This window comes from Streptomyces sp. UW30, assembly GCF_008042075.1.
Lineage (GTDB): Bacteria > Actinomycetota > Actinomycetes > Streptomycetales > Streptomycetaceae > Streptomyces.
Window position 1 is genome coordinate 871084 of the sequence record NZ_RDBN01000037.1, and the last position, 25742, is coordinate 896825.

At 70.9% G+C, this 25742-nt stretch carries 26 protein-coding genes; 20 read left to right on the forward strand and 6 right to left on the reverse strand.

Annotated elements, in window-relative coordinates:
* Positions 1-386: 386 nt before the first annotated feature.
* The 15 genes from EAO75_RS22615 (at position 387) to EAO75_RS22685 (ending at position 17049) form a co-directional block, all read left to right on the forward strand.
* The gene (locus EAO75_RS22615) at positions 387-2057 is read left to right on the forward strand and encodes a CTP synthase (RefSeq protein ID WP_147996872.1); all 1671 of its coding nucleotides are present in this window, start codon (positions 387-389) and stop codon (positions 2055-2057) included.
* 98 nt (positions 2058-2155) lie between these two features.
* On the forward strand, positions 2156-2782 hold the full coding sequence (locus tag EAO75_RS22620; RefSeq protein ID WP_147996873.1) for an NUDIX domain-containing protein: 627 nt from the start codon (positions 2156-2158) through the stop codon (positions 2780-2782).
* A gap of 190 nt (positions 2783-2972) precedes the next feature.
* Positions 2973-5060 carry a tetratricopeptide repeat protein gene (locus EAO75_RS22625; protein ID WP_147996874.1) on the forward strand — a complete coding sequence of 696 codons (2088 nt, stop codon included), beginning with the start codon at positions 2973-2975 and terminating at the stop codon, positions 5058-5060.
* A 135-nt stretch (positions 5061-5195) separates the two neighbouring features.
* Positions 5196-6320 (forward strand): alanine dehydrogenase, encoded by a 1125-nt coding sequence (gene ald / locus EAO75_RS22630; RefSeq protein ID WP_187284546.1) that lies wholly within the window; start codon positions 5196-5198, stop codon positions 6318-6320.
* Between the two features lie 399 nt (positions 6321-6719).
* Positions 6720-7856, forward strand: coding sequence for a ParA family protein (locus tag EAO75_RS22635; RefSeq protein WP_147996875.1), 1137 nt, complete (start codon positions 6720-6722; stop codon positions 7854-7856).
* Positions 7841-8455, forward strand: coding sequence for a hypothetical protein (locus EAO75_RS22640; protein ID WP_147996876.1), 615 nt, complete (start codon positions 7841-7843; stop codon positions 8453-8455). The genes EAO75_RS22635 and EAO75_RS22640 overlap by 16 nt, the downstream gene beginning before the upstream one ends.
* A gap of 18 nt (positions 8456-8473) precedes the next feature.
* Entirely contained in the window at positions 8474-9610 is a 1137-nt protein-coding gene (locus EAO75_RS22645) for a segregation and condensation protein A (RefSeq protein ID WP_147996877.1), read from the forward strand.
* On the forward strand, positions 9607-10260 hold the full coding sequence (gene scpB / locus EAO75_RS22650) for an SMC-Scp complex subunit ScpB (protein WP_147996878.1): 654 nt from the start codon (positions 9607-9609) through the stop codon (positions 10258-10260). The genes EAO75_RS22645 and scpB overlap by 4 nt, the downstream gene beginning before the upstream one ends.
* On the forward strand, positions 10260-11381 hold the full coding sequence (locus EAO75_RS22655) for a pseudouridine synthase (protein ID WP_147996879.1): 1122 nt from the start codon (positions 10260-10262) through the stop codon (positions 11379-11381). Before scpB ends, EAO75_RS22655 begins: the two co-directional genes overlap by 1 nt.
* Positions 11382-11482: 101 nt before the next feature.
* Positions 11483-12448, forward strand: coding sequence for a sigma-70 family RNA polymerase sigma factor (locus tag EAO75_RS22660; protein ID WP_147996880.1), 966 nt, complete (start codon positions 11483-11485; stop codon positions 12446-12448).
* A complete protein-coding gene (locus tag EAO75_RS22665) occupies positions 12445-12993 on the forward strand; it encodes a TIGR03086 family metal-binding protein (RefSeq protein ID WP_147996881.1) in 549 nt (182 codons plus the stop codon). Before EAO75_RS22660 ends, EAO75_RS22665 begins: the two co-directional genes overlap by 4 nt.
* A 54-nt stretch (positions 12994-13047) precedes the next feature.
* Positions 13048-14463, forward strand: a complete 1416-nt coding sequence (locus tag EAO75_RS22670; RefSeq protein WP_147996882.1) for an MFS transporter — start codon at positions 13048-13050, stop codon at positions 14461-14463.
* 67 nt (positions 14464-14530) lie between these two features.
* Entirely contained in the window at positions 14531-15277 is a 747-nt protein-coding gene (locus EAO75_RS22675; protein ID WP_147996883.1) for an NUDIX hydrolase, read from the forward strand.
* On the forward strand, positions 15274-16296 hold the full coding sequence (locus EAO75_RS22680) for an ADP-ribosylglycohydrolase family protein (RefSeq protein WP_147996884.1): 1023 nt from the start codon (positions 15274-15276) through the stop codon (positions 16294-16296). The genes EAO75_RS22675 and EAO75_RS22680 overlap by 4 nt, the downstream gene beginning before the upstream one ends.
* A 3-nt stretch (positions 16297-16299) precedes the next feature.
* On the forward strand, positions 16300-17049 hold the full coding sequence (locus tag EAO75_RS22685) for a DNA polymerase beta superfamily protein (protein WP_147996885.1): 750 nt from the start codon (positions 16300-16302) through the stop codon (positions 17047-17049).
* On the opposite strand, the gene EAO75_RS22690 is transcribed toward EAO75_RS22685, so the two are convergent.
* Genes EAO75_RS22690 through EAO75_RS22705 form a run of 4 tightly spaced genes read right to left on the reverse strand, consistent with a single transcriptional unit; the run spans position 16975 to position 19440 of the window.
* Positions 16975-17718 carry a DNA polymerase beta superfamily protein gene (locus tag EAO75_RS22690; protein ID WP_147996886.1) on the reverse strand — a complete coding sequence of 248 codons (744 nt, stop codon included), beginning with the start codon at positions 17716-17718 and terminating at the stop codon, positions 16975-16977. The genes EAO75_RS22685 and EAO75_RS22690 overlap by 75 nt on opposite strands.
* 22 nt (positions 17719-17740) lie before the next feature.
* Entirely contained in the window at positions 17741-18178 is a 438-nt protein-coding gene (locus EAO75_RS22695) for a Rieske (2Fe-2S) protein (protein ID WP_147996887.1), read from the reverse strand.
* Entirely contained in the window at positions 18175-18759 is a 585-nt protein-coding gene (locus tag EAO75_RS22700) for a DUF6529 family protein (RefSeq protein ID WP_147996888.1), read from the reverse strand. Before EAO75_RS22700 ends, EAO75_RS22695 begins: the two co-directional genes overlap by 4 nt.
* A gap of 24 nt (positions 18760-18783) precedes the next feature.
* Positions 18784-19440 (reverse strand): hypothetical protein, encoded by a 657-nt coding sequence (locus EAO75_RS22705; RefSeq protein ID WP_147996889.1) that lies wholly within the window; start codon positions 19438-19440, stop codon positions 18784-18786.
* Positions 19441-19679: 239 nt separating this feature from the next.
* Between EAO75_RS22705 and aroH the strand changes: the two genes are divergently transcribed.
* The 5 genes from aroH (at position 19680) to der (ending at position 24126) form a co-directional block, all read left to right on the forward strand.
* Positions 19680-20048 carry a chorismate mutase gene (gene aroH / locus EAO75_RS22710; RefSeq protein ID WP_147996890.1) on the forward strand — a complete coding sequence of 123 codons (369 nt, stop codon included), beginning with the start codon at positions 19680-19682 and terminating at the stop codon, positions 20046-20048.
* Positions 20045-21130 (forward strand): prephenate dehydrogenase, encoded by a 1086-nt coding sequence (locus EAO75_RS22715; protein ID WP_147996891.1) that lies wholly within the window; start codon positions 20045-20047, stop codon positions 21128-21130. The genes aroH and EAO75_RS22715 overlap by 4 nt, the downstream gene beginning before the upstream one ends.
* 110 nt (positions 21131-21240) lie before the next feature.
* Complete coding sequence (cmk, locus tag EAO75_RS22720) at positions 21241-21927, forward strand: (d)CMP kinase (protein WP_147996892.1); 687 nt, start codon at positions 21241-21243, stop codon at positions 21925-21927.
* A gap of 53 nt (positions 21928-21980) precedes the next feature.
* The gene (locus EAO75_RS22725) at positions 21981-22568 is read left to right on the forward strand and encodes a lysophospholipid acyltransferase family protein (protein WP_147998027.1); all 588 of its coding nucleotides are present in this window, start codon (positions 21981-21983) and stop codon (positions 22566-22568) included.
* Positions 22569-22647: 79 nt separating this feature from the next.
* Positions 22648-24126, forward strand: a complete 1479-nt coding sequence (gene der / locus EAO75_RS22730) for a ribosome biogenesis GTPase Der (RefSeq protein WP_147996893.1) — start codon at positions 22648-22650, stop codon at positions 24124-24126.
* A 53-nt stretch (positions 24127-24179) separates the two neighbouring features.
* Here the strand turns inward: der and EAO75_RS22735 are convergent, their stop codons facing one another.
* Together EAO75_RS22735 and EAO75_RS22740 are read right to left on the reverse strand one after the other, a co-directional pair.
* On the reverse strand, positions 24180-24530 hold the full coding sequence (locus EAO75_RS22735) for a hypothetical protein (protein ID WP_147996894.1): 351 nt from the start codon (positions 24528-24530) through the stop codon (positions 24180-24182).
* A 134-nt stretch (positions 24531-24664) separates the two neighbouring features.
* Positions 24665-25447: a hypothetical protein gene (locus EAO75_RS22740; protein WP_147996895.1), complete on the reverse strand. Its 783-nt coding sequence runs from the start codon at positions 25445-25447 to the stop codon at positions 24665-24667.
* Positions 25448-25742: the final 295 nt, after the last annotated feature.

Below are 25742 nucleotides of genomic sequence, written 5' to 3' on the forward strand. Positions count from 1 at the left end.
TCGACGATCTCTGCTCAACGAACTGACGAGCTCTCGTTGTTCCGGTGGTTACGAGCGAGGGGTGGTGCCGTGTTACCGGCCGGGCTCGGCAGCGAATGTCCGAGCAGGATACGACGCACGTAGATGATCTGCGTGCCGCTCCGGACAACCCGGGTCCGCCGAACGGGTGAGCAAGGGGTGAGAAACCGAGACGCACGTGCAGGTTCGTGGCGAGACGTGTGCGGAGCGTGGCCGGAAGCCATCGGTTCCGGTCGCTGATACCCTGGTAGCCCGTGGACCGGTGGGAGAAAAACCCCCGAACCGCAGCGACGGCGACCCCGGAGAACTCTCCGGTCAGGCAGCCGTAACGCACCCCAGACCGCGACCACGGGAGCCCCCTCTTGGCCATGACGCCCAAATCCACGACGACCAAGCACATCTTCGTCACCGGGGGTGTCGCCTCCTCGCTCGGCAAGGGCCTGACGGCCTCCAGCCTCGGCATGCTCCTCAAGGCGCGGGGCCTGCGGGTGGTCATGCAGAAGCTGGACCCGTACCTCAATGTCGACCCTGGCACGATGAACCCCTTCCAGCACGGCGAGGTGTTCGTCACCAACGACGGCGCCGAGACCGACCTGGACATCGGCCACTACGAGCGCTTCCTCGACCGCGACCTGGACGGGTCCGCGAACGTCACCACCGGCCAGGTGTACTCGACCGTGATCGCCAAGGAGCGGCGCGGCGAGTACCTCGGCGACACCGTGCAGGTCATCCCGCACATCACCAACGAGATCAAGCACCGCATCCGCCGCATGGCGACGGACGAGGTCGACGTGGTGATCACGGAGGTCGGCGGCACGGTCGGCGACATCGAGTCGCTGCCGTTCCTGGAGACCGTCCGCCAGGTCCGTCACGAGGTCGGTCGTGACAACGTCTTCGTCGTCCACATCTCGCTCCTGCCGTACATCGGCCCCTCGGGAGAGCTGAAGACGAAGCCGACCCAGCACTCGGTTGCGGCTCTGCGGAACATCGGTATTCAGCCGGACGCGATCGTGCTGCGCTGCGACCGCGAGGTGCCGACCGCGATCAAGCGGAAGATCTCGCTGATGTGCGACGTCGACGAGGCCGCCGTGGTCGCCTGCCCCGACGCCCGCTCCATCTACGACATTCCCAAGACCGTGCACGGCGAGGGCCTGGACGCCTATGTCGTCCGCAAGCTGGACCTGCCGTTCCGCGACGTGGACTGGACGACCTGGGACGACCTGCTCGACCGCGTCCACAACCCCGACCACGAGATCACCCTCGCGCTGGTCGGCAAGTACATCGACCTGCCCGACGCCTACCTCTCGGTCACCGAGGCGCTGCGCGCGGGCGGCTTCGCCAACAAGGCCCGCGTGAAGATCAAGTGGGTCACCTCGGACGACTGCAAGACCCCGGCCGGCGCCAAGCAGCAACTCGGCGACGTGGACGCCATCTGCATCCCGGGCGGCTTCGGCGACCGCGGCGTGCTCGGCAAGGTCGGCGCGATCAAGTACGCCCGCGAGAACAGGATCCCGCTGCTCGGCCTGTGCCTGGGCCTGCAGTGCATCGTGGTCGAGGCGGCCCGCAACCTCGCCGACATCTCGGACGCCAACTCCACCGAGTTCGACCCCGCCACCTCCCACCCCGTCATCTCGACGATGGCCGAGCAGCTCGACATCGTCGCCGGTGAGGGTGACATGGGCGGCACCATGCGCCTCGGCATGTACCCGGCCAAGCTGGCCGAGGGCTCCATCGTGCGCGAGGTGTACGACGGCAAGGAGTACGTCGAGGAGCGGCACCGTCACCGCTACGAGGTCAACAACGCCTACCGGGCGGAGCTGGAGAAGAAGGCGGGCATCCTGTTCTCCGGCACGTCGCCGGACGGCAAGCTCGTCGAGTACGTGGAGTACCCGCGCGAGGTCCACCCTTACCTGGTGGCCACGCAGGCCCACCCCGAGCTGCGCTCGCGCCCGACGCGCCCGCACCCGCTGTTCGCCGGGCTCGTGAAGGCAGCCGTCGAGCGCCAGCAGGCCGAGGGCGTCGGCAAGAATTCGAAGTAACACGAGAGTTGTACGGTGGCCGGGGCGCAAACCTTRYAAGGTTMGCGCCCCGGTTTTCTTTGGCGGGTTCTTTTTGAAAGCGTGTGGAAGGGCAGGGCATGACGATCAAGGACACCCCCGAGGAGTGGGAGATCCGGGCGACGGACACCCCCTTCGTGGGCAACAAGACCTCCGTCCGCACGGACGAGGTGGTCATGCCCGACGGTTCGGTCGTACGGCGTGACTACCAGGTCCACCCCGGCTCCGTTGGCGTCCTCGCCCTGGACGACCAGGACCGCGTCCTGCTGATCAAGCAGTACCGCCACCCGGTGCGCCAGAAGCTGTGGGAGATCCCGGCCGGCCTGCTCGACATCCCCGGCGAGAACCCGCTGCACGCGGCCCAGCGCGAGCTGTACGAGGAGGCGCACGTCAAGGCCGAGGACTGGCGGGTGCTGACGGACGTCTACACAACCGCCGGCGGCTGCGACGAGGCCGTACGGCTCTTCCTCGCCCGGAATCTGTCCGAGGCCGACGGGGAGCGCTTCGTGGTGGAGGACGAAGAGGCCGACATGGAGCACGCGCGCGTGCCGGTCGACGAGCTGGTGCGGGGTGTGCTCGCGGGCGAGCTGCACAACAACTGCCTTGTCGTGGGCGTGCTGTCGCTGGTCGCCGCGCGCGGTGGCGACGGGCTCGACGCGCTCCGTCCGGCGCAGGCGCCCTGGCCCGCGCGCCCCTTCGAGTCCTGAACGGACGCATCCCCTTCGCGTCCCCTTCGCGGCCCCTCGCGGTGTGAAGATCGGCTGATCCGATCGAGGGACGTCCGCGCCGTGCCCGCCACGCTCCGCCCGGAACGTAGCAGAGCGTGAACTAGGCTCTGAATACGCCCGAACCGGAGTCCCGGCGGGCTTGCGCGTGCGTGGGACGGGAGTGTGGCCCGTGACGGATCAGGTGGTGGACACAGGCGGCGTGCAGGTGTCGGCACGGACTTCCGGCGCGAACCAATTCCTGGGCCGCACCCGCGAGTTGAAGGAGCTGCGCGCCGACATCGAGCGCGCGGGCCTGGACACTCTCTCCGGCCGCAAGGCCCCACGCGCGCGTGTGCTGCTCATCGCGGGCCGCCCCGGCTCGGGCCGCACCGCACTCGCCGAGGAACTCGTACGGCAGGTCGCGGACCGCTACGCGGACGGTGTGCTGCGCGCCCGCCTGACCGACTCCGACGGCACCCCCGTCCCCGTCGAGCGCACCGCCCGCGAACTGCTCACCGCCCTGGACCTGCCGAACCCGGCCGGCGCCGCCGCGGACGACCTCACGGCGGCACTGCGCGAGGCCCTGGCCGACCGCCGGGTCCTGCTGCTGCTCGACGACGCCGCCGAGGCCGGCCAGGTCGACGCCCTGCTGCCGGACACCCCGGAGTGCCTGGCCGTCGCGGTCTCCGGCGGTCCGCTGACCGGGATCTCGGACGTGCGGCCCTGCACGCTCGGCGGCCTCGACACCAAGTCCGCCGTCGAGCTGCTGTCCCGGCACGCCGGCTCGGTCCGGATCACCGTCGACCCCAGGGCCGCCGAGGGTCTGGTCGAGGTGTGCCAGGGGCAGCCGGCCGCACTGCGGCTGGCGGGCGGCTGGCTCGCCGCCCGCCCCAAGTCGGCCGTCGCCGACCTCGCCAAGCAGCTGCGGGCCGAGGGCGAGGAGGGCACACCGCTCAGCCGGGTCTTCCGCCTCGCCTACGCCGCCCTGCCGACCCCCGCCGCCCGCATACTGCGGCTGCTCTCCCTCGCCCCGGGCGGCCTCATCGACCCGCACACCGCCTCCGCGCTCGCCGGCAGCTCGGTGGAGGGCGCCCACACCACCCTGGACGACTTCGTCGCCCTCGGCCTGCTGCACGCCGTCGACTCGCCGCTGCCCCAGTACGAGGTCCCGGCCTGCCTGCACCCGCTGCTCAAGGCCCTCACCGAGACCCAGGACCGCCCCGCCGAGCTCCAGCTCGCCCGCGCCCGGATGCTGGAGCGGACCGTACGGCTGTTGCAGTCCTGCCGGGCGATCACCGAGACGGACAGCCCCGAGACCCGGCAGAGGCTCATCGGCATGCCCCGCGCCCTGCGCTTCCCCAACCCCCGGGCCGCCGCCGACTGGCTCGGCATCCGCAGGCCAGCCCTGCTGGCCTCGGCCCGCGCCGCGGTCGCCGACGGGGAGCTGGACACCCTCGCCAGGCGCCTGATGTCCCAGCTGGTCAGGGCGATGGTCGCGCACTTCGGCACCCAGGCCGCCGCCCCCGACCTGTACGAGGTGCACAGCCTGGTCCTGGACGTGGCCGAGCGCCGGAACCTGCCCCGCGAGCAGGCCGCGGCCCTGTTGAACCTCGGCGACCTCGACGCCCGCACGGGGCGCACACGCGAGGCGCTGGTGCGTTTCCGGGCCGCGCTGGACGCCGGACGGGAAGGAAATGACCCGTACGCGACCGGCCGCGCGATGGAATCCGTAGGCGGCGCGCATCTGGAGATCGGGGACTACGACCGGGCCGCCGACTGGTTCGGCCGCGCCCTGGCCCAGCGGCTGGCCCGGGCCGAGCGATCGGACACCGCCCGGCTGTACGGCCGCATCGCCGAGGCGCACACCTTTGCGGGCCAGTACGGCGAGGCGCAGCGCAGCTGGCGCGCCGCGGTCGCCGGGTACCGCAAGGACGGCGATGTCGCGGGTCACGCACGGGCGTTGAGCGAGCTGGCCCGGGTCCAGGAGTACGCCGGGCGGCTGGCGGAGTCGCTGCGCACCTGCCAGGAGGCGGTGGACTGGGCGCGCCGCGCCGAGGACCCGCGGCTTCAGGGCGCCCTGTATCTGCGGCTCGCCGACACCCTGGACCGCCTGGGCGATCCCGCGGCTGCGCAGCTGCACCGGGGCGCGGCGGAGCGGATGCTGGGGGAGGAGCCCGAGGACTCCGATGCGGCCGAGTCCGAGCCCCGGCAAGAGGCAATCGAGCCGGAATCAGACCCTAACGCCTGCGAAATCCGCAGTGCATCGAACGAAGATTGATGCAATGAAAGGCTAGACAGCGGGAACACCTTCATTAGACTGGCTCTGCCGCACCTTCTCCTGCGGTGTCTCCCGGTGTGCCCTGCATGCCTGGGTATGTCTTGTAATGCCCCCACACCCCCTGAGCCAAGGACCGTGATCGACGTGAAGGTCGGCATCCCCCGCGAGGTCAAGAACAACGAGTTCCGGGTGGCCATCACCCCCGCCGGCGTGCATGAGCTGGTGCGCCACGGCCACCAGGTCGTCATCGAGCAGGGCGCCGGTGTCGGCTCGTCGATCCCGGACGAGGAGTACGTCGCCGCAGGCGCCCGGATCCTCGGCACCGCCGACGAGGTGTGGGCCACCGCCGACCTGCTGCTGAAGGTCAAGGAGCCCATCGCCGAGGAGTACCACCGCCTCCGCAAGGACCAGACGCTCTTCACCTACCTGCACCTGGCCGCCTCCAAGGAGTGCACGGACGCCCTCATCGAGTCCGGCACGACGGCGATCGCCTACGAGACCGTCGAGCTGCCCTCCCGGGCCCTGCCGCTGCTCGCCCCGATGTCCGAGGTCGCGGGCCGCCTGGCCCCGCAGGTCGGCGCCTACCACCTGATGCGCGCCAACGGTGGCCGCGGTGTGCTGCCCGGCGGTGTCCCGGGCGTGCTCGCCGGCAAGGCCGTCGTCATCGGCGGCGGCGTCTCCGGCTGGAACGCCGCGCAGATCGCCATCGGCATGGGCTTCCAGGTGACCCTGCTCGACAGGGACATCAACAAGCTCAAGGAGGCGGACAAGATCTTCGGCACGAAGATCCAGACCGTCGTCTCCAACGCCTTCGAGCTGGAGAAGGCCTGCCTCGAGGCCGACCTCGTCATCGGCGCCGTCCTCATCCCGGGCGCAAAGGCCCCGAAGCTGGTCACCAACGAGCTCGTGTCGCGCATGAAGCCGGGAAGTGTTCTTGTCGACATCGCGATCGACCAGGGCGGCTGCTTCGAGGACTCGCGTCCCACCACGCACGCCGAGCCGACCTTCCCGGTCCACGAGTCGGTCTTCTACTGCGTCGCCAACATGCCGGGCGCGGTGCCGAACACCTCCACCTACGCGCTGACGAACGCCACGCTGCCGTACATCGTCGAGCTGGCCAACCGCGGCTGGGTCGAGGCGCTGCGCCGTGACCCCGCGCTGGCCATGGGCCTCAACACGCATGACGGCAAGGTGGTTTACCGGGAGGTCGCGGAGGCGCACGGCCTGGAGCACGTGGAGCTCGCCTCGCTGCTCGGCTGAGCCGATCGGCTAAGTCACTTTCTGGTAAAGGCGATACGTCAACACGAGTCGTCAACCGTACGCACCCGGCCGGACCTTGCCCGAAAAGGTCCGGCCGGATGTGTGTATGGTCACTTTGCGACTCTCGGTCAACTCGCCTCGAACGCAACCCTTCGACCGATTCGCACACCCTTGAAACCTGCTGTGCGACGGCCGTACGCCCTTGACAGCGGGATGTTTCATTGTCGACACATCTGCCCGGTCCGGCGGATTGTGTTGCTGCGGACCGCCGACACGCCATAGAGTCGCCGACTGTCGGCATGGTGCCACGCTGACCTGTCTAGAAGTTTCCTGGTCACCAAGGAGGTAAGACGACTTGTGAATGAGTCGACATTTTCTCCCGGGGGTGGTCAACCAGGAATGCCGGTACGGGACCAGGGTCCCGCGGGATTCGAGGCTGTCGGCTCCGTTGCGGTGCGCACCTTCGCAGCCCACCAGAGTCACCAGATCTCAGGGTTGACTCAGACAGCACACCAGAGCATGGATGGCCATCACGTGAACGCCATGGCCGGCGACGGAAGTGGCGCGCCCCACAACCAATTCGCCGTCTACGACGAACTGCCCGACGGGCACTTCTACGACCCCGACGCGGAGTACGAGCCCGACCCCGAGTACGCGGCCACGCTCGCGCCCGACGCTGCCCGCCAGCGCCGTGAGCGCGTCGGTCCGACCGGGCGTCCGTTGCCGTACTTCCCGATCCCGGGTCCACTGACCGACCACGGCCCCGCGAAGATCATCGCGATGTGCAACCAGAAGGGCGGCGTCGGCAAGACCACGTCGACCATCAACCTGGGTGCCGCGCTCGCGGAATACGGGCGCCGGGTCCTGCTCGTCGACTTCGACCCCCAGGGCGCGCTCTCGGTCGGTCTCGGCGTGAATCCGATGGAGCTCGACCTCACTGTCTACAACCTGCTCATGGAGCGGGGCATGTCGGCGGACGAGGTGCTCCTGAAGACGGCGGTCCCCAACATGGACCTGCTGCCCAGCAACATCGACCTGTCGGCCGCCGAGGTCCAGCTGGTGAGCGAGGTCGCGCGCGAGTCGACGCTCCAGCGCGCCCTGAAGCCGCTGCTGCCCGACTACGACTTCATCGTGATCGACTGTCAGCCCTCGCTGGGCCTGCTCACGGTGAACGCGCTGACGGCCGCGCACAAGGTGATCGTGCCCCTGGAGTGCGAGTTCTTCGCGCTGCGTGGTGTGGCGCTGCTGACCGAGACCATCGAGAAGGTCCAGGAGCGGCTCAACCCGGAGCTGGAGCTCGACGGGATCCTCGCGACGATGTACGACTCGCGCACCGTGCACAGCCGTGAGGTGCTCGCGCGTGTGGTCGAGGCGTTCGACGATCACGTCTACCACACGGTCATCGGGCGAACGGTCCGCTTCCCGGAGACCACGGTCGCCGGTGAGCCGATCACCACGTACGCCTCCAACTCCGTCGGTGCCGCCGCTTATCGCCAGCTTGCCAGGGAGGTGCTCGCCCGGTGTCACGCCGAGTGAGTCTGCCGGGGGCCGACGAACTGTTCCGTACGACAGGGGGTATGGCACTCCAGCCGTCCACTCCCCGGCGCCCGGTCAACGGCGAGGCCCGGGTGCCGGCTCCCGCGGGAGAGAGTGACGGGGCCGCCGCCGCGGAGGACGCGCCGCAGTCGGTGCCCGCTCAGGGCGGTGACGGCGACGGCGCCGAGCACGTGGCGGCCGACGCCGAGTCCGCCGACGCCGGCGAGTCGCGCAGCCGGTCCGCCACCGCGGAGCGTTCCGCGCGACGTCAGACAGCGCAGGAAGGTTCTGCCGGGGCGCCGACGAGCTCTCCCGGCGGATCCACCGACTCCGGTGCGGCCGCATCGGCGCCGCGCAAGCGTGGACGCGCCGCAGCGCGCCGGCCCAGTGGTCGCGAACGGCACGACGAGAAGATCACCGTGTATGTCTCCGCCGAGGAGCTCATGGATCTGGAGCACGCCCGTCTGGTGCTCCGGGGCGAGCACGGGCTGGCCGTCGACCGCGGGCGGATCGTCCGCGAGGCGGTGGCCGTGGTCCTCGCGGATCTGGAGAGCCGGGGAGACGCGAGCATCCTCGTACGACGGCTGCGCGGGCGGTAGCGGTAGCCTGCGGGGGCCATGACCTCGAACGACGTTCCCGCCCACGGTGCCGGTGCCTCCGGCGGCCGTCGGCGTGCGCTGGGTCGGGGGCCGGGGTCATCGCCGGTACCTGTGTCGACTCCGGTGCGCGAGGATCCGGAGCCCGAGGTTCCCGTAGTCGTGGTCCCGGAGCCGGAGCCTCAGGTCGTTGCTCCCGAGCCGGAGCCGGAGCCTCAGGTCCTCGCTCCCGAGCCGGAGCCCGAGCCCGAGCCCGAGTCGGAACCAGAGCCGCCGGCACATGTGGATACCGTCGCCGAACCCTCTCCTGAGCCCGCTGCCCAGCAGGACGAGGCCGAGTCCGGTGACAACGGCGTCTTCAAGGTCCGCCTCTCCAACTTCGAGGGCCCCTTCGACCTCCTCCTCCAGCTGATCTCCAAGCACAAGCTGGACGTCACCGAGGTCGCGCTGTCCAAGGTGACCGACGAGTTCATGGCGCACATCCGGGCGATGGGGCCGGACTGGGACCTCGACGAGACGACCGAGTTCCTCGTGGTCGCGGCGACCCTGCTCGACCTCAAGGCGGCCCGGCTGCTCCCCTCCGCAGAGGTGGAGGACGAGGCCGACCTCGCGCTGCTGGAGGCGCGGGACCTGCTGTTCGCGCGGCTGCTGCAGTACCGGGCGTACAAGCAGATCGCCGACATCTTCAGCCGGCGCCTCGACGACGAGGCCCGGCGCTATCCGCGGACCGTCGGGCTCGAACCGCACCACGCCGAGCTGCTCCCCGAGGTCGTCATCAGCATCGGGGCGGAAGGATTCGCCAGGCTCGCGGTCAAGGCGATGCAGCCGAGGCCCAAGCCCCAGGTCTACGTCGATCACATCCACGCGCCGCTGGTGAGCGTGCAGGAGCAGGCCGGGATCGTCGTCGCTCGGCTGAAGGAGCTCGGCGAGGCCAGCTTCCAGTCCCTGATCGAGGACACCGACGACACCCTCACCGTCGTCGCGCGCTTCCTGGCCCTTCTGGAGCTGTACCGGGAGAAGGCCGTGGCCCTCGACCAGGAGACCGCGCTCGGCGAGCTCCTCGTGCGCTGGACCGGCGGGGACGGGGACGGGGAGCCGATGGTGACCGACGAGTTCGACCGGCCGCCCGAGCTGCCCAAGGAGGAGAAGAAGGCGTGAGCGAGGAGACCACCGAACTGCCCGTCGGGCTGCGTACCGTCGCGGACCTCGACCTCAAGCCCGCCCTGGAGGCGATGCTCATGGTCGTGGACGAGCCCGCGACCGAGGAGCGCCTCGCGAAGCTCCTGGAGCGGCCCCGGCGGCAGATCGCCGACGCCCTGCGGGAGCTGGCCGACGAGTACGCCGTGCAGGGGCGAGGCTTCGAGCTGCGGTTCGTCGCGGGCGGCTGGCGCTTCTACACCCGCGCCGAGTACGCCGCCGCCGTCGAACGGCTGGTGCTCGACGGCCAGACGGCCCGGCTCACCCAGGCCGCCCTGGAGACGCTCGCGGTCGTCGCCTACCGCCAGCCGGTCAGCCGCAGCCGTGTCTCGGCCGTGCGCGGAGTGAACTGCGACGGTGTGATGCGCACCCTCCTGCAGCGCGGGCTGGTGGAGGAGGCGGGCGCGGAACCCGAAACAGGTGCGATCCTGTACAGGACGACGAACTACTTCCTGGAGCGGATGGGCCTGCGCGGTCTGGACGAACTCCCGGAGCTCGCGCCCTTCCTCCCGGAGGCGGAGGCGATCGAGGCCGAGACGCTGGAAGGAGTCCCGTCGTTCGATCCGGACGCTCCGGATTCCGAGGACGCAGACGACAAGACGGAACTTTGATGCGAAGCAGCAGCGGCAGGAACAGCAGCGGAAACAACGGCGGGAGCCGTGGTGGCAACAGCGGCGGCCGCGGCGGGAGCAGCGGTGGCCGCGGTAATTTCCGCGGCGCCGGTAACAACCGCGACGACAAGCAGGGCGGCCGGCCGAAGAAGCCGCGCCCGGAGGAGAGGCGCTACGACGTAGGCCCCGGCGGCACCCAGGAGGGTCCGAAGTCGGGGCGCGGCGCCTCGGCGCGCGGCGGCGCCAAGGGCGGTCCCAAGCAGAGCCAGGGCACCGGGCGCGGCCGTACGGCTCCGGCGAGCTCCCGCGAGTACGACGCGCGGGCCGAGGAGCGCAACCGCGAGCGCTACGCCGGCAAGAAGGACGTCAAGCTGCCCAAGACCTTCCCGGGCGCCGAGCAGGAGGGCGAGCGGCTGCAGAAGGTGCTCGCGCGTGCGGGCTACGGCTCCCGGCGCTCCTGCGAGGAGCTGATCGAGCAGGCCCGGGTCGAGGTCAACGGCGAGATCGTCCTGGAGCAGGGCAAGCGGGTCGACCCGGAGAAGGACGAGGTCAAGGTCGACGGCCTGACGGTCGCGACGCAGTCGTACCAGTTCTTCTCGCTGAACAAGCCTGCCGGTGTCGTCTCCACGATGGAGGACAACGAGGGCCGGCAGTGCCTCGGTGACTACGTCACCAACCGGGAGACGCGTCTCTTCCACGTCGGGCGGCTCGACACCGAGACCGAGGGTGTGATCCTGCTCACCAACCACGGCGAGCTGGCGCACCGGCTGACCCACCCCAAGTACGGCGTGAAGAAGGTCTACCTCGCGCACATCGTGGGCCCGATCCCGCGCGACCTGGGCAAGCAGCTCAAGGACGGCATCCAGCTGGAGGACGGCTACGCGCGCGCGGACCACTTCCGGGTCGTCGAGCAGACCGGCAAGAACTACCTGGTCGAGGTCACCCTGCACGAGGGCCGCAAGCACATCGTGCGCCGCATGCTCGCCGAGGCGGGCTTCCCGGTCGACAAGCTGGTGCGCGTCGCCTTCGGCCCGATCACGCTGGGCGACCAGAAGTCGGGCTGGCTGCGGCGGCTGTCGAACACCGAGGTCGGCATGCTGATGAACGAAGTCGATCTGTAGACCCGTACGCGTACGTGGCGGCCGGTTCCGGAATGCATCCGGGGCCGGCCGATTCGTTTTCGCCGTTCCGCCGGTCTGTATCGGTGACGGAGGGAGCGGGGATGAGTGCGACCACTGTGGACCGTGACGAATTCGTACGGCTGACCGATCCGTACCGGCGGGAGCTGCTCGCGCACTGCTACCGGATGCTGGGGTCGGTCGACGAGGCCGAGGATCTGGTGCAGGAGACGTATCTGCGGGCCTGGCGGTCCTACGACGGCTACGAGGGCCGGGCGTCCCTGCGGACCTGGCTGCACCGGATCGCCACCAACACGTGTCTGACGGCTCTGGAGAGCCGCGCGCGACGTCCGTTGCCCTCGGGGCTCGGCGGGCCCGCACAGACGCCTGAGGAGCCGCTGACGGCCCCTGTGACCGACGTTCCGTGGCTCCAGCCGCTGCCGGACGCGCTCGTCGACCCGGCGCACGTCGTGGCGGCACGGGGGAGCCTCAGGCTGGCGCTGGTCGCGGCCCTTCAGCAGTTGTCCGCGCGCCAGCGTGCCGTGCTGATCCTGCGGGACGTGCTGGCGTGGCGGGCGACCGAGGTGGCCTCGTTGCTCGGCACCTCCACGGCGGCGGTGAAGAGCAGCCTGCAACGCGCGCGTGCCCGTCTCGACGAGGTGGCGCCGGACGAGGACCTCGTCGAGGAGCCGGAGGACGCCGCCGACCGCGAGGTGCTCGACCGGTATGTGGCCGCCTTCGAGAACGCCGACGTGGACACGCTGATCGGTCTCCTCCAGGACGGCGTCGAACTTCAGATGCCGCCCTACCTGGAGTGGTACAGCGGCAAGAAGGACGTGCTGCGCTTCCTGCACGCGCGCGTGCACGAGAAGGGCGCCCTGCGGATGCTGCGCACGCGCGCGAACGGGCAGCCGGCCGTGGCGATGTACGTACGCGGGGAGGACGGCGTTCTGCGGGCGCACTCCCTGCAGGTGCTCACGGTGGAGAAGGGGCTCCTGACCCGGATCACGGCCTTCCTCGATCCCGCACACGTGCTGGACCGGTGCGGGCTGCCTCAGGAGCTGTCATGAACTCCGGGGAGCTGCTGGAGCGTTCCCTCGCGTACGCGCTGGGCAGCGTCGCCGAGGTCCGGACCGTGAGCCTGGGGCGGGGGACGCCCTGCGCCGAGTGGGACCTGGAGGAGCTGCTCGCGCATCTCGACGACTCGCTGGACGCTCTGTACGAGGGGCTGACGGGCGGGCGGATCGGGCTGTTCCCGCGCGCCGACCGGGCCTGTGGCTTCCGCACGCGCGCGTGCGCGGTGCTCGGCGCCTGGGCCACCGGGCCCGCCGAGGAGCGCGTCCTGGTCGGTGAACGGTCGCTGGACGTGCGGGTGATGGGCGCCGTGGGCGCCGTCGAGATCGCCGTGCACGGGTGGGACGTCGCCCAGGCCTGCGGTCGGCCGAGGTCCATCCCGGTGCCGCTCGCGGCCGAGCTTTTGAACGTCGCCCGCTGTGTGGTCGCTCAGGAGGACCGGGGCGTGCGGTTCGGCGCGCAGGTCCTGGTTCCGCCGCGCGCGCGTGCCGACGTCCGGCTGCTCGCCTTCCTGGGCCGCCGCGATTCCTTTCCGGAGTGAGCCTGGTCTGCCTTCCGTGAGCGACCTCCTCCGCAACTCACGGAAGGCACGATCATGACCGACACGCTCAAGGCTCCTCTGCGTACGCCACCCGCCGAACAGACGCCGACGCGACGGGTGTGGACCGTCGCCCTCGCCGGGCTCGGCGCGCTGCTGTGCTCCCTCGACGTCGTGGTCGTCGCCACCGCGCTGCCCGCCCTGCGGGCCGACTTCGGCGCGAGCCTGTCCGAGCTGGAGTGGACGATCAACGCCTACAACCTCGTCTTCGCCTGCCTCACCCTGACCGGCGCCGCACTCGGCGACCGGTTCGGGCGGCGGCGGATGTACGTCGTGGGCCTCGCCGTCTTCACGCTCGCCTCGGCCGCCGCGGCCCTCGCCCAGGGCCCGGGCCAGCTCATCGGCGCGCGCGTGCTGCAGGGCGCCGGGGCCGCCGTACTGCTGCCGCTCACCCTCACCCTGATCAGCGAGGCGTTCCCGGCCGAGAAGCGGGGCGTCGCCATCGGGATGTGGGGCGGGGTGACCGGACTCGGCGTGGCCGCCGGACCGGTACTGGGCGGGGCCGTCACCGAGGGGCTGTCCTGGCAGTGGATCTTCTGGCTGAACGTGCCCATCGGGCTCGCCATGATCCCCCTCGCCACCCGCAAGCTGCACGAGAGCTACGGCACCCGCCCCCAACTCGACCTGGTCGGGCTGGTGTTGGCGGCCGTGGGCCTGACGGGCCTCGCCTGGGCACCCGTGCGCGCGCCCGAGGCCGGGTGGGGGAGTGCCGAGGTATTGACCGCGCTGGCGCTCGGGGTCCTGTTCGTGGCTGCCTTCCTGGGCTGGGAGCGCAAGGGGGCCCGCTATCCGATGCTTCCCCTCTCGCACTTCCGACGGCGCGGCTTCTCGACCGCCAACGCCTCCGCCTTCCTCCTCTTCGCCTCGCTGCTCGGCGCCCTGTTCATGATCACGCAGCTCTTCCAGCTCGGCCTCGGCTACTCCCCGCTGGAGGCGGGCGTCCGGATCCTCGTCTGGAACGCCACACCGCTGCTGATCGCGCCGATCGCCGGGGCGCTCGCCGACCGGTACGGGACCCGGCCGTTCATGCTGGGCGGCCTGGTGCTCCAGGCGACGGGCCTCGCCCTGCTGGCCTGGCTGGTCGAACCCGGCGTCGGATACGGCAGCCTCGTCGTCCCGCTGATCGTCGCCGGCGTCGGCATCTCCATGGTCTTCCCGAGCGTGGCCAACGCCGTGACCTCGTCCGTCCCACTGGGCGACGCGGGCGTCGCGGCCGGCGTCAACAACGCGCTGCGCGAGCTGGGCGGGGTCTTCGGGATCGCCATCGCCGCCGCCGTGTTCACGACGTACGGCGGCTACGGCTCGCCGGCTGCGTTCATCGAAGGCGCCGGTGCGGCGCTGTGGGTGACGGCGGGCACGGCGGCCGTCGGGGCGGGGGTGGCGGCGTTCGCGCCCTCCCGCGGCCGTACCTAGGCAAGGGGTTGTCGTAGCGCCCCCACCCTCTTTATAGTCGTAGTGACTATTAAAGGGGTGGGTTCGCATGGACAGCGAAAAGACGGCCTACGACAAGACGGGCTACGACAAGTACGCCCATGAACCCTTCGCCGTCACCGCCGACCTCGCCGTCCTCACGATCCTCGACGGCGTCCTGCACGTCCTGCTCGTCGAGCGCGGACAGGAGCCGTACCAGGGGCACTGGGCGCTGCCCGGCGGTTTCGTGCAGCCGGACGAGTCGGCGGAGAAGGCCGCCCGGCGTGAACTCGCTGAGGAGACCGGCCTGTCGGACGTCTCCGGGCTGCACCTGGAGCAGCTGCGGACCTACAGCGAACCCGACCGCGACCCCCGGATGCGGGTCGTGACCGTCGCCTTCGCCGCTCTGTTGCCCCACCCTCCCGAACCGCACGGCGGCAGCGACGCCGCGCAGGCCCGCTGGGTGCCGTACGACAAGGCGGGGCCGCTCGCCTTCGACCACGACCGGATCCTGGCCGACGCCCATGAACGTGTCGGCGCGAAACTGGAGTACTCCGGTCTCGCCACTGCCTTCTGCCCGCCCGAGTTCACGCTCGGCGAGTTGCAGCACGTCTACGAGGTGGTCTGGGGCACGGCCCTCGACCGGCCCAACTTCCGCCGCAAGGTGCTCGCCACGCCGGGCTTCGTCGAACCGGTCCCCGGCGCTGCCCGGCTCACCGGCGGCCGCGGCAAACCGGCCGCGCTGTACCGCGCGGGCACCGCCACCGCCCTCCATCCGCCCCTGCTGCGGCCCACCTCGGAAGGACGCCCCGCATGACCACGACCACGGTCCGCAAGCGCGCCGCCACCGGCTCCCTGCTCGGCCTCGCCCTCGGCGACGCGCTCGGCTTCCCGACCGAGTTCAACGACGTGCCGTCGATCCTCGCCAAGTGCGGGCCATGGCGCGAGATGGAACTGCCGACTCCGGCGATCGTCACCGACGACACGCAGATGACGCTGGCGTTGGGGAAGGGGTTGCGGACGGCGATGGACCTGGGCGTGCTCAGGCCCGAGGCGATGGTGGAGCCTGTGCGCGCGGAGTTCGTGGCGTGGAACCGTTCCCCGGAGAACAACCGGGCGCCGGGCAACACCTGTCTCCGGGCCTGTGACCTGCTGGAGCGCACTGACCTGCGTTGGCAGGACGCCAGCCAGATCGGCTCCAAGGGCTGCGGTGCCAACATGCGCGTCGCGCCGGTCGGGCTCGTCCCCGGGCTGAGCGACGAACAACGCGCGGGCGCCGCCCAGTTGCAGTCCGCGCTCACCCACGGCCATCCGACGGCGCTCGCCGCGTCCGACCTGACCGCGCACGCCGTACGGCTGCTCGCGCAGGGCGCCGAGCCGACCGGGCTGGTGGGGCTGCTGCGGTCGTACGCCTACGACAACCGCACCCAGTACCACGAGCGTTGGCTCGGCGACCTGTGGACCCGCAGCCAGGACCCCACCGCCGAGCACTTCATCGCGCGCGGCTGGGACGAGTGCCTGGGCGTGCTGGACCGCCTTCAGGAGGCCGTGCGCAGCGTCTCGCCCGAGACCGACCCGTGCCTGGCGACCGGCGAGGGCTGGATCGCCGAAGAGGCCATGGCCACCGGGCTGCTGTGCTTCCTGTGGTTCGTCGACGAGCCGCTCACGGCCCTGCGGCGAGCCGCCTGCACCGCGGGGGACTCGGACTCGATCGCGTGCCTGGCCGGCGCGTTCGCGGGCGCCTGGCTCGGCGCGGACGTCTGGCCCACCCGGTGGGCGGACCGGATCGAGTACCGGGGGGACCTGCTGACCCTCGGAGCGCTCTGGGACGCTTGACGGATGATCGACGCCCTGGACATCGACCTCGCGCCCGTCGTCGCCGAGCAGCCCGACCCGGTGCTGTTCGCGACGGTCTCCGGCGCGCATCTGTACGGCTTCCCGTCCCGCGACAGCGACGTGGACCTGCGGGGCGTGCACCTGCTGCCGGCCGCCGACCTCGTCGGGCTGCGGGAGCCGGACGAGACGCGGTCGCGGATGTGGCTGCGGGACGGCGTCGAGATGGACCTGGTCACGCACGACCTGCGCAAGTTCGTACGGCTGATGCTGCGCCGCAACGGCTATGTGCTGGAGCAGCTGCTGTCGCCGCTCGTCGTGCACACCACGGACGCCCACCGGGAGCTGACCGAGCTCGCGCCAGGCGTCCTGACCAGCCACCACGCCCATCACTACCGGGGATTCGCCAACACGCAGTGGCGGCTGTTCGAGAAGACCGGGGAGCTCAAGCCGCTGCTGTACACCTTCCGGGTGCTGCTGACCGGCGTGCATCTGCTGCGCAGCGGTGAGGTGCAGCCGCATCTGCCGACCCTGATCGGGCAGGTCGACGCACCCGGATATCTGCCTGAGCTGATCGCGGCGAAGGCGGAGCGGGAGCACGGGGACGCCGACGTCGATCACACGCGCGTGGCGGCCGACGTCGAGCGGCTGCACGGTGTGCTCGACGAGGCGCAGGCGGCCTCAGTGCTGCCCGACGCCCCGAGTGCCTACGACGCCCTGCACGCCTTCGTCGTACGGACCCGGCTGAAGAGCTGAGGCGCGGCGGACCCGGATCAGGAAGTCCTCCACCCGGCGGCGGTCCGGTTCCGTCGGAAGCGGGCTGTGGCGGGCGGCCTCCTCCGCCTCGGCCGCCAGGCGGGTCATCCGGGACTCCACCTCCGGCCAGGGGACCTCGCCCCGCTTGACCTCCAGCAGCGACTCGCGCCGGTCGCCCACGTCGATCGTGAGGCGGCCGGTGAGGAGCAGGTCGCGGGCGCTCGCGAGGAGGCGCAGGAGGTGCATCGCGTGCTTCCAGCGCGGGGCGCCGTGGAGGCGGATGTCGGCCTCCAGCTTCTTGTGCTGGCCCACGGCGTAGCGCGTGAACGTCTCGTGCGCCTGGCGGGACAGGAACGCCTCGCGCAGGGCCAGCAGCTCGCGCCCCGTGTCGTCGACGTGCTCCACGACCGGGGAGTGCAGGCACTCCAGGATGTTCGGGTTGGCGCGCAGGGCCAGTTCGCAGAAACGCTCCAGCTCCCAGCTGAACTGCTCCTGAAGCGGGCCGTCGACATGGGTCGGCGGCTTGTCGAAGCGCCAGAAGAGCGGCGTGGGAGCGAGGAACACGCCCCGGCGGTCGGTGTCGCTGCCGTCCGTGGCCAGACCGAAGGCGCGCGAGCCCATCACACAGGCGTAGATCGTGTGGTCGCGGACCAGGGTCTCGGGGTGCATGCCCCGGAGGGTACGCGGCCGGTCACACGAGGCGGATCGAATTTCCTTCGACGACGATGTTCTTCGCCGGCAGCGGCTTCGTGGCCGGAGGGTTGGCCACCGCGCCGTTCGTGATGTCGTACTTGCTGCCGTGGCAGGGGCAGTTGATCGTCCCGTCCGAGACGGAGCCGACCGTGCACCCCTGATGCGTGCAGATGGCGGAGAAGGCCTTGAACTGGCCCTGCTCCGGCTGGGTCACCACGACCTTCTCGTCCTTGAAGATCGTGCCCCCGCCCACCGGGATGTCGGACGTGCTGGCCAGTTCCTTGCCCTCCTGGCCGGGGGAGACGGTGGTGGAGGTCGGCGTCGAGTCGCCGCTGTCGCCGGAACCGCCGGAATCGCCGCAGCTCGCGACGAGCGCCGTCGCGCCCGTGGCGCCCGTGGCGATGAGGATCGTGCGCCGGGTCGGACGGTTGGTCATGTCGTCACTCCGAAGGTGCGGAAGAACCAGAGGGCGGAAGTCAGCCAGACGATCGCGAGAGCGGTGAGGACCGCTCCGCCGACGATCGGCAGCAGCCAACCAGGAAGCCGCTCCGAGCGGATCAACAGCATCTTTGCACTGAAAGCACCAAAGAAGAAGCAACCCAGGAGGGAGTGCCAGAAAACGCGCGAATCGTACGTCTGGTAGCCCAGCGCATACAGGCAGTGCACCGCCACGGGGACGGCGACCAGGAACGCCACGCGCCCCGACCAGCGGTGCAGCGCGGCCGACCAGGCAGGCCCCGGCAGCCTGCCGTAGAGCATCAGCGCGGAGACCAGCTGGACCAGCGCGAAGAAGATCGCCGCCGTCGCCAGCCAGGACTTCATCGCGCTCGTACTGCTGAACCCGGCGAGGTTGAAGACCGTCCCGGCCGGGTCGTGGACCTTGCCGTACACGCCCAGGGCCACCGCGACCGCGCCGGCGACCAGGGCGGGGACCACGTAGCGGGCCGCACCCGGGCGGCGGTGGCCGGGCCCCGGAGACGGGAAGTCCTGGGTGAGCGCGTTCGGGTCGACGGTCATGATCGACTCCCGTGACGAAGGGGATCAGGGGGTGGCCGGGCGGGCCGTGAGCTGCTGTCCGTCGACCGTCACCGCGCCGGTCTCCGGGTCGATCTCCGGGGCGGCCGAGGGCCTGCCGTCGCGGGTGAGGACGCCGACCTGCCGGCCGTCCGGCAGCACGATCCAGCCGCCGTCGACCTCGGCGCCACGCACGGTGGTCGTGGCCCGGTACAGGCCCGACGGCTTCTTGGTCCTGTCGGCGGTGAAGGCGTACGACCCGCCGTCGATCTCGACCCTGCCGCGCACCAGCTTGCCCTCCTTGAGGGCGCCGTTCAGCACGGACCCGTCCTTGGCGGTGAGCCGCATGGTCCCGTCGTCGTTCACGGGGCCCTTCAACCACGACTCCTTGGCGTGGCCGTCGCAGAAGTAGGCGACAGCCCTGCCGTCGCGCAGGGTGAGGGCGACCGCGGCGGAGTCGTCGTCGGTGCGGCCCGCGTAGCCGGCATCGGGAATCGGGGTTCTCGACGGTGACGGTGGCGGTGATGGAGACGGAGTCGTCCGCGTGGGGCTCGGCGACTGCTTCGTCGTGTCCGCCGACGAGGACGCCGCGCTCTTCGTCCCCGTCGTCGCATTGAGCGCCAGCATGAACACGCCGACCAACAGTCCCGCGAGAAGGGTGAGCAAGGGTCCGGGACGCTTCATGAGGCCTCCCCCGAGGCGAGCTTCCTGCCCATGAGAGCGGAGCCGTGGCCCGGCGTCCAGAGGCGCACGGTGGCGTTCGCCCTCTGGTAGCGAAATCGGGATGGACGGGTGACAGTGACTCAAAGCGGACCGCGGGGGTCCAGGTATCTCAGCGGGCGGGCGACCCGCGTCCACCGCACGGGGGCTGACTAGGCTGGACTCCCGAAGAGCCGATCCGTAACTCAGCAAGGAGCAGCGCCGTGGCGGTACGAGCGGTCCGGGGGGCCGTCCAACTGGAGCGGGACGAGGCCGGCCACATGGACGAGCAGGTCGGGGCCCTGCTCGCCACGATCCTGGAGCGGAACGACCTCACGGCGGACGACCTGATCAGCGTCTGGTTCACGGCCACGCCCGATCTGCACAGCGACTTTCCGGCAGCCGCCGCCCGCAAGCTCGGCAGCGGCTTCGCCGACGTACCGCTGATCTGTGCCCAGGAGCTGGACATCGAGGGCGCCATGCCCCGGGTCGTCCGCGTCCTCGCGCACATCGAGTCCGACAAGCCCCGCGCCGACATCGCCCACGTCTACCTCGGCGCCGCGGCCGCCCTGCGCAAGGACATCGCCCAGTGAGAACCGCACTCGTCATCGGCACCGGCCTCATCGGTACGTCCGCCGCGCTCGCCCTGTCCCAGCGGGGCGTCGTCGTCCACCTCGCCGACCACGACCCCGAGCAGGCCCGCACCGCGGCCGCGCTCGGCGCCGGCACCGACGAGGCCCCCGACGGGCCCGTCGACCTCGCGATCGTCGCCGCCCCGCCCGCGCACGTGGCCGGGGTGCTCGCCGACGCCCTGCGCCGGGGCGTGGCCCGCGGCTACCTCGACGTGGCCAGCGTCAAGGGCGGGCCGCGTCGTGAGCTGGAGGCGCTCGGCCTCGACCTGTCGTCGTACATCGGCACGCACCCCATGTCGGGCCGCGAGAAGTCCGGCCCGCTGGCCGCGACCGGGGACCTCTTCGAGGGCCGGCCCTGGGTGCTGACGCCGACCCGCGACACCGACACCGAGGTGCTGAACCTCGCCCTGGAGCTGGTCTCGCACTGCCGCGCGGTGCCGGTGGTCATGGACGCCGACGCCCACGACCGCGCGGTCGCCCTGGTGTCCCACATGCCCCATCTGGTGTCCAGCATGGTCGCCGCGCGCCTGGAGAGCGCCGAGGAGGCGGCCGTACGGCTGTGTGGCCAGGGCATCCGGGACGTGACCCGGATCGCGGCCTCCGATCCCGGGATGTGGATCGACATCCTCTCCGCGAACCCCGGGCCCGTCGCCGACCTGCTCACCGACGTCTCCGCCGACCTGGAGGAGACGGTGCGGGCGCTGCGCGCGCTCCAGTCGTCCGACGAGGCCAAGCGGACCGAGGGCACGGCCGGGATCGAGGACGTGCTGCGGCGGGGGAACGCGGGGCAGGTGCGGGTGCCCGGCAAGCACGGGACCGCCCCGCGGGTCTACGAGGTCGTCGCCGTGCTCATCGACGACCAGCCGGGACAGCTGGCCCGGATCTTCGCGGACGCCGGGCTGGCCGGCGTCAACATCGAGGACGTACGGATCGAGCACGCGACAGGGCAGCAGGCCGGTCTGGTGCAGCTCATGGTGGAGCCCAAGGCGGCGCCCGTGCTGTCCGCTTCGCTGCGGGAGCGGGGCTGGGCGCTGCGTCAGTAGGGGAGCCGAGCGGCGCCCGGCCGGACGAGTGACGGGAACCCAGTAACCTTGTGCGGGGCGCCCTCGCGTCCCCACACTCCCGCCACACCGCATCTGGAAGGTGTCCCCCCGTGGAAAACGGTGCCGCCAAGCCCGTGATTGTCGCCATCGACGGCCCGTCCGGCACGGGCAAGTCGAGCACGTCGAAGGCCGTCGCCGCACAGCTCGGGCTGAGCTACCTCGACACCGGCGCCCAGTACCGGGCGATCACCTGGTGGATGGTGAGCAACGGCATCGACATCGAGGACCCGACCGCGATCGCGGCCGTCGCCGGCAAGCCCGAGATCATCTCCGGCACCGACCCGGCCGACCCGACGATCAGCGTCGACGGCACCGACGTGGCCGGTCCGATCCGCACGCAGGAGGTCACCTCCAAGGTCAGCGCGGTCAGTGCGGTGCCCGAGGTGCGGGCGCGGATCACCGAGCTCCAGCGCACGCTGGCGACCTCCGCCGAGTACGGCATGGTCGTCGAGGGGCGCGACATCGGCACGACCGTGCTGCCCGACGCCGACCTGAAGATCTTCCTCACCGCCTCGGCGGAGGCCCGTGCCGCCCGGCGCAGCGGGGAGCTCAAGGGCGCCGACGTCAACGCCACCCGCGAGGCCCTGATCAAGCGCGACGCGGCCGACTCCTCCCGCAAGACCTCGCCGCTCGCCAAGGCGGACGACGCGGTCGAGGTGGACACCACCGAGCTCACGCTCCCGCAGGTCATCGAGTGCGTCGTCACGCTCGTCGAGGAGAAGCGAGCCGCGAAGTGAACCTTCCGTCCGAACGGGGCGCCGAGATCGGCCGGCGTATCGGCGTCCCCCTGATGTACGGGCTGTGGCGGCCGCGGGTCCTGGGTGCCTGGAAGGTGCCCGCGGCGGGGCCGGTGATCTACGCGGTCAACCACAGCCACAACGTCGACGGGCCGATGGTGATGGGCGTGTCGCCCCGGCCCGTGCACTTCCTGATCAAGAAGGAAGCGTTCGTCGGCCCGCTCGACCGCTTCCTGACCGGCATCGGCCAGGTCAAGGTGGACCGGCACGCCGCTGACCGGGCGGCGATCACGCAGGCGCTCGACGTCCTGTCGAACGGCGGGGTCCTCGGCATATTTCCCGAGGGCACCCGTGGCGAGGGCGACTTCGCCTCGCTGCGCGCCGGGCTCGCCTACTTCGCCGTGCGCGGCGGCGCTCCGATCGTCCCGGTCGCCGTGATGGGAAGTTCCGAGAAGCGGGGACGGTTGGCAAAGGGGCTGCCTCCGCTGCGCCACCGCGTCGACGTCGTCTTCGGCGACCCCTTCGAGGCGGGCGACGGCAGCGGACGGCGCACCCGCACGGCGCTGGACGAGGCGACCGAGCACATCCAGAAGCAGCTCACCGAGCACCTGGAAAACGCCAGGCGGCTGACCGGCCGCTAGGCGACACTGAGTAGTGGATCAAACCGGAGAATCCGGGGCGTCCACCGATCACCACGATGAACGACGAGGTACGGACTTCATGAACGACCACATCCACTCCGAGGGCTCGGGCGAGGAGCACGACCACGGAGAGCTTGGCGATGCCGAGTACGCGGAGTTCATGGAGCTCGCCGCGGAAGAGGGCTTCGACCTCGAGGACGTCGAGGGCGCCATCGAGGAGGCCGGCCACGGGCCGCTGCCCGTGCTCGCCGTCGTCGGACGGCCGAATGTCGGCAAGTCGACCCTCGTGAACCGCATCATCGGGCGCCGCGAGGCCGTCGTCGAGGACAAGCCCGGCGTCACCCGCGACCGCGTGACCTACGAGGCCGAGTGGGCGGGCCGCCGCTTCAAGGTCGTCGACACCGGCGGCTGGGAGCAGGACGTCTTCGGTATCGACGCCTCCGTGGCCGCGCAGGCCGAGTTCGCGATCGAGGCCGCCGACGCCGTCGTGTTCGTCGTCGACGCCAAGGTGGGCGCCACCGACACCGACGAGGCCGTCGTACGACTGCTGCGCAAGGCCGGCAAGCCCGTGGTGCTGTGCGCCAACAAGGTGGACGGCCCGAGCGGCGAGGCGGACGCCTCGTACCTGTGGTCCCTCGGCCTCGGCGAGCCGCACCCGGTCTCGGCGCTGCACGGCCGTGGCACCGGCGACATGCTCGACGCCGTCCTGGAGGCGCTGCCCGAGGCGCCGCGCGCGGCGTTCGGCGGGGGCGGCATCGGCGGCCCGCGCCGTATCGCGCTGATCGGCCGCCCGAACGTCGGCAAGTCCTCCCTGCTCAACAAGGTGGCGGGCGAGGAGCGCGTCGTCGTCAACGAACTGGCCGGCACCACCCGTGACCCGGTCGACGAGCTCATCGAACTCGGCGGCGTGACCTGGAAGTTCGTCGACACGGCCGGCATCCGCAAGCGCGTCCACCTCCAGCAGGGCGCCGACTACTACGCCTCGCTGCGCACCGCCGCCGCCGTCGAGAAGGCCGAGGTGGCGGTCATCCTGATCGACGCCTCCGAGTCCATCTCGGTCCAGGACCAGCGCATCGTGACGATGGCCGTCGAGGCGGGCCGCGCGATGGTCATCGCCTACAACAAGTGGGACACCCTCGACGAGGAGCGCCGCTACTACCTGGAGCGGGAGATCGAGACCGAGTTCGGCCAGGTCGCCTGGGCGCCCCGGGTGAACGTCTCGGCGCAGACCGGCCGCCACATGGAGAAGCTCGTTCCGGCGATCGAGACGGCCCTCGCGGGCTGGGAGACCCGGGTCCCGACCGGCCGGCTGAACGCCTTCCTCGGTGAGCTGGTCGCCGCCCACCCCCACCCGATCCGCGGCGGCAAGCAGCCCCGGATCCTGTTCGGTACCCAGGCGGGCACCAAGCCCCCGCGGTTCGTGCTCTTCGCCTCCGGCTTCATCGAGGCCGGCTACCGCCGCTTCATCGAGCGCCGGCTGCGCGAGGAGTTCAGCTTCGAGGGCACGCCGATCCACATCTCGGTGCGGGTGCGCGAGAAGCGCGGCAAGAAGAAGTAAGCGGACATGGAGGAAGGGGCGGCCCGGATCGGGCCGCCCCTTCCTCCATGTGCTCACCCCCTGCGCGCCGGCGGCAGCGCGGCCGGGACGTGGTGCATGCCCGTGCCCTGTGGGCCGATGTGCCCGACCCGCTGCCACTGCGGCTGCTGACCGGTGCCGTGGCGGGCGCTGTGGGCCCCCGCGCTGTAGGCGCTGTACGAACTGCTGAACGACCCCGGGCGATGGCCGCCGTACGGACCGGTACCGCGCTGGATGTTCCCGAAGGCGATGAAGCCCAGGTCCTCCTCGCCGCTGCGATCACCCGGCAGCGAGCGGAAGGACTTGACGTACTCGGCGTAGAGCGCGTCGTAGATCGGCGTGGGCGATGAGCCGCCCTGAAGGTGGGGAACGTCGTATGCATGCACGTATGTCCAAACGACCCGGCACCGGAAGAGATGCGGCTGGGTAACGCCGTAAAGGGGCGCGGGGAACCGCGCGACCGGCCATATGTGACCCGCAGTCGCCGAACGTCGCACAGCTCCCGCTGAACAGGCGCGTCTCAGGTTCCGGCGAGAGGCAGCGCCGCCGCGACCAACTTCCCGTTCGCCGCGGCCTTGTCCAGCGCGTCCCGGAGCAGATCCTCCCTGGGCTGACGCCCGATGGACCCCACCGGCGCCGCGAACATCAGCACCTGCTGATGCTTGTTGGCGGCGGCCCGCCAACCGTCCGTCACCAGCAGCGGCTGATGCGCCTGCCACCACGCGACCGGCTGCCCGCCGTTCGTGCCCGGCTGGAGCACCGCGTGCAGCTGCCCCATGGCCAGCAGCACCGACCACCCGTGCAGCACCGGCGGCACATCGGTCAGCTCGGTCGCCGGCATGAACCCCTGTTCGATGAGCAGCGGCAGGAAGTCGTCGCCGGCGCCCACCGCCCCGGGGCGCACGATGGGCCCGGTCGGCTCGACGACGAGCGCGGGGTGCAACTCCCCGGCGATCAGCACCAGTCCGCTGGTCACGCCGAGCACGGCCTGCTCCGGCACGATCGACTCCGGCTCCAGGTCGACCCTGTCGCCGGTGATGGACTTCACGGCGCCCCGCAGCTGCTCCTCGGTGACCTGGACGACCTGTGACGGCAGGCAGGTGGCGTGGGCGAAGGCGAGGACGGCGGTCTCGTCCCCGATGAACAGGACGGTGCTGGTGCGCTCCTGTTCGGAGTCGCCCGGGGTGCGGCAGGACGTGCAGTCGTAACTGCCGGGGGCGTTCTCCCCGGCGAGCAGCCGGTCGGCTTCCTCGTCGCCGATCTCGGCACGTACCTCGTCGCTGACATCGAGCATGCGCGGCACGGGTGGCTCCTCGGGATGTGGTGCGTGGCGGGGCCGGGTGGCTCCCGGCCCGTGAACCGGGCGGGTCCCGGGCTCATGAAGAAGACAACGGGCGATCTGTGGCGGGAGTCACGCACGACGGCGAACGGAATCGAACCATCCAACGCGCAGGGTCACCTTGCGTGCGGAATTGCCCACTCACCGTCAAGTCCTAGGAAATGGAAGGAAGTTGGTTGCGTGGGGTGTATCACAGATCGTCGGGGACGGTGGTCGACAAATCCGGAAATCAGCGAATGAAGTGGGTGGCCGAAAATCG

Bases quoted from the DNA above. Each gene is read 5' to 3' on its own strand.
- EAO75_RS22615 (WP_147996872.1), top strand. From the start codon at position 387: ATGACGCCCAAATCCACGACGACCAAGCACATCTTCGTCACCGGGGGT.
- EAO75_RS22620 (WP_147996873.1), top strand. From the start codon at position 2,156: ATGACGATCAAGGACACCCCCGAGGAGTGGGAGATCCGGGCGACGGAC.
- EAO75_RS22635 (WP_147996875.1), top strand. From the start codon at position 6,720: ATGCCGGTACGGGACCAGGGTCCCGCGGGATTCGAGGCTGTCGGCTCC.
- EAO75_RS22645 (WP_147996877.1), top strand. From the start codon at position 8,474: ATGACCTCGAACGACGTTCCCGCCCACGGTGCCGGTGCCTCCGGCGGC.
- EAO75_RS22655 (WP_147996879.1), top strand. From the start codon at position 10,260: ATGCGAAGCAGCAGCGGCAGGAACAGCAGCGGAAACAACGGCGGGAGC.
- EAO75_RS22660 (WP_147996880.1), top strand. From the start codon at position 11,483: ATGAGTGCGACCACTGTGGACCGTGACGAATTCGTACGGCTGACCGAT.
- EAO75_RS22665 (WP_147996881.1), top strand. From the start codon at position 12,445: ATGAACTCCGGGGAGCTGCTGGAGCGTTCCCTCGCGTACGCGCTGGGC.
- EAO75_RS22670 (WP_147996882.1), top strand. From the start codon at position 13,048: ATGACCGACACGCTCAAGGCTCCTCTGCGTACGCCACCCGCCGAACAG.
- EAO75_RS22675 (WP_147996883.1), top strand. From the start codon at position 14,531: ATGGACAGCGAAAAGACGGCCTACGACAAGACGGGCTACGACAAGTAC.
- EAO75_RS22680 (WP_147996884.1), top strand. From the start codon at position 15,274: ATGACCACGACCACGGTCCGCAAGCGCGCCGCCACCGGCTCCCTGCTC.
- EAO75_RS22685 (WP_147996885.1), top strand. From the start codon at position 16,300: ATGATCGACGCCCTGGACATCGACCTCGCGCCCGTCGTCGCCGAGCAG.
- EAO75_RS22690 (WP_147996886.1), bottom strand. From the start codon at position 17,718: ATGCACCCCGAGACCCTGGTCCGCGACCACACGATCTACGCCTGTGTG.
- EAO75_RS22695 (WP_147996887.1), bottom strand. From the start codon at position 18,178: ATGACCAACCGTCCGACCCGGCGCACGATCCTCATCGCCACGGGCGCC.
- EAO75_RS22700 (WP_147996888.1), bottom strand. From the start codon at position 18,759: ATGACCGTCGACCCGAACGCGCTCACCCAGGACTTCCCGTCTCCGGGG.
- EAO75_RS22705 (WP_147996889.1), bottom strand. From the start codon at position 19,440: ATGAAGCGTCCCGGACCCTTGCTCACCCTTCTCGCGGGACTGTTGGTC.
- EAO75_RS22725 (WP_147998027.1), top strand. From the start codon at position 21,981: ATGTACGGGCTGTGGCGGCCGCGGGTCCTGGGTGCCTGGAAGGTGCCC.
- der (WP_147996893.1), top strand. From the start codon at position 22,648: ATGAACGACCACATCCACTCCGAGGGCTCGGGCGAGGAGCACGACCAC.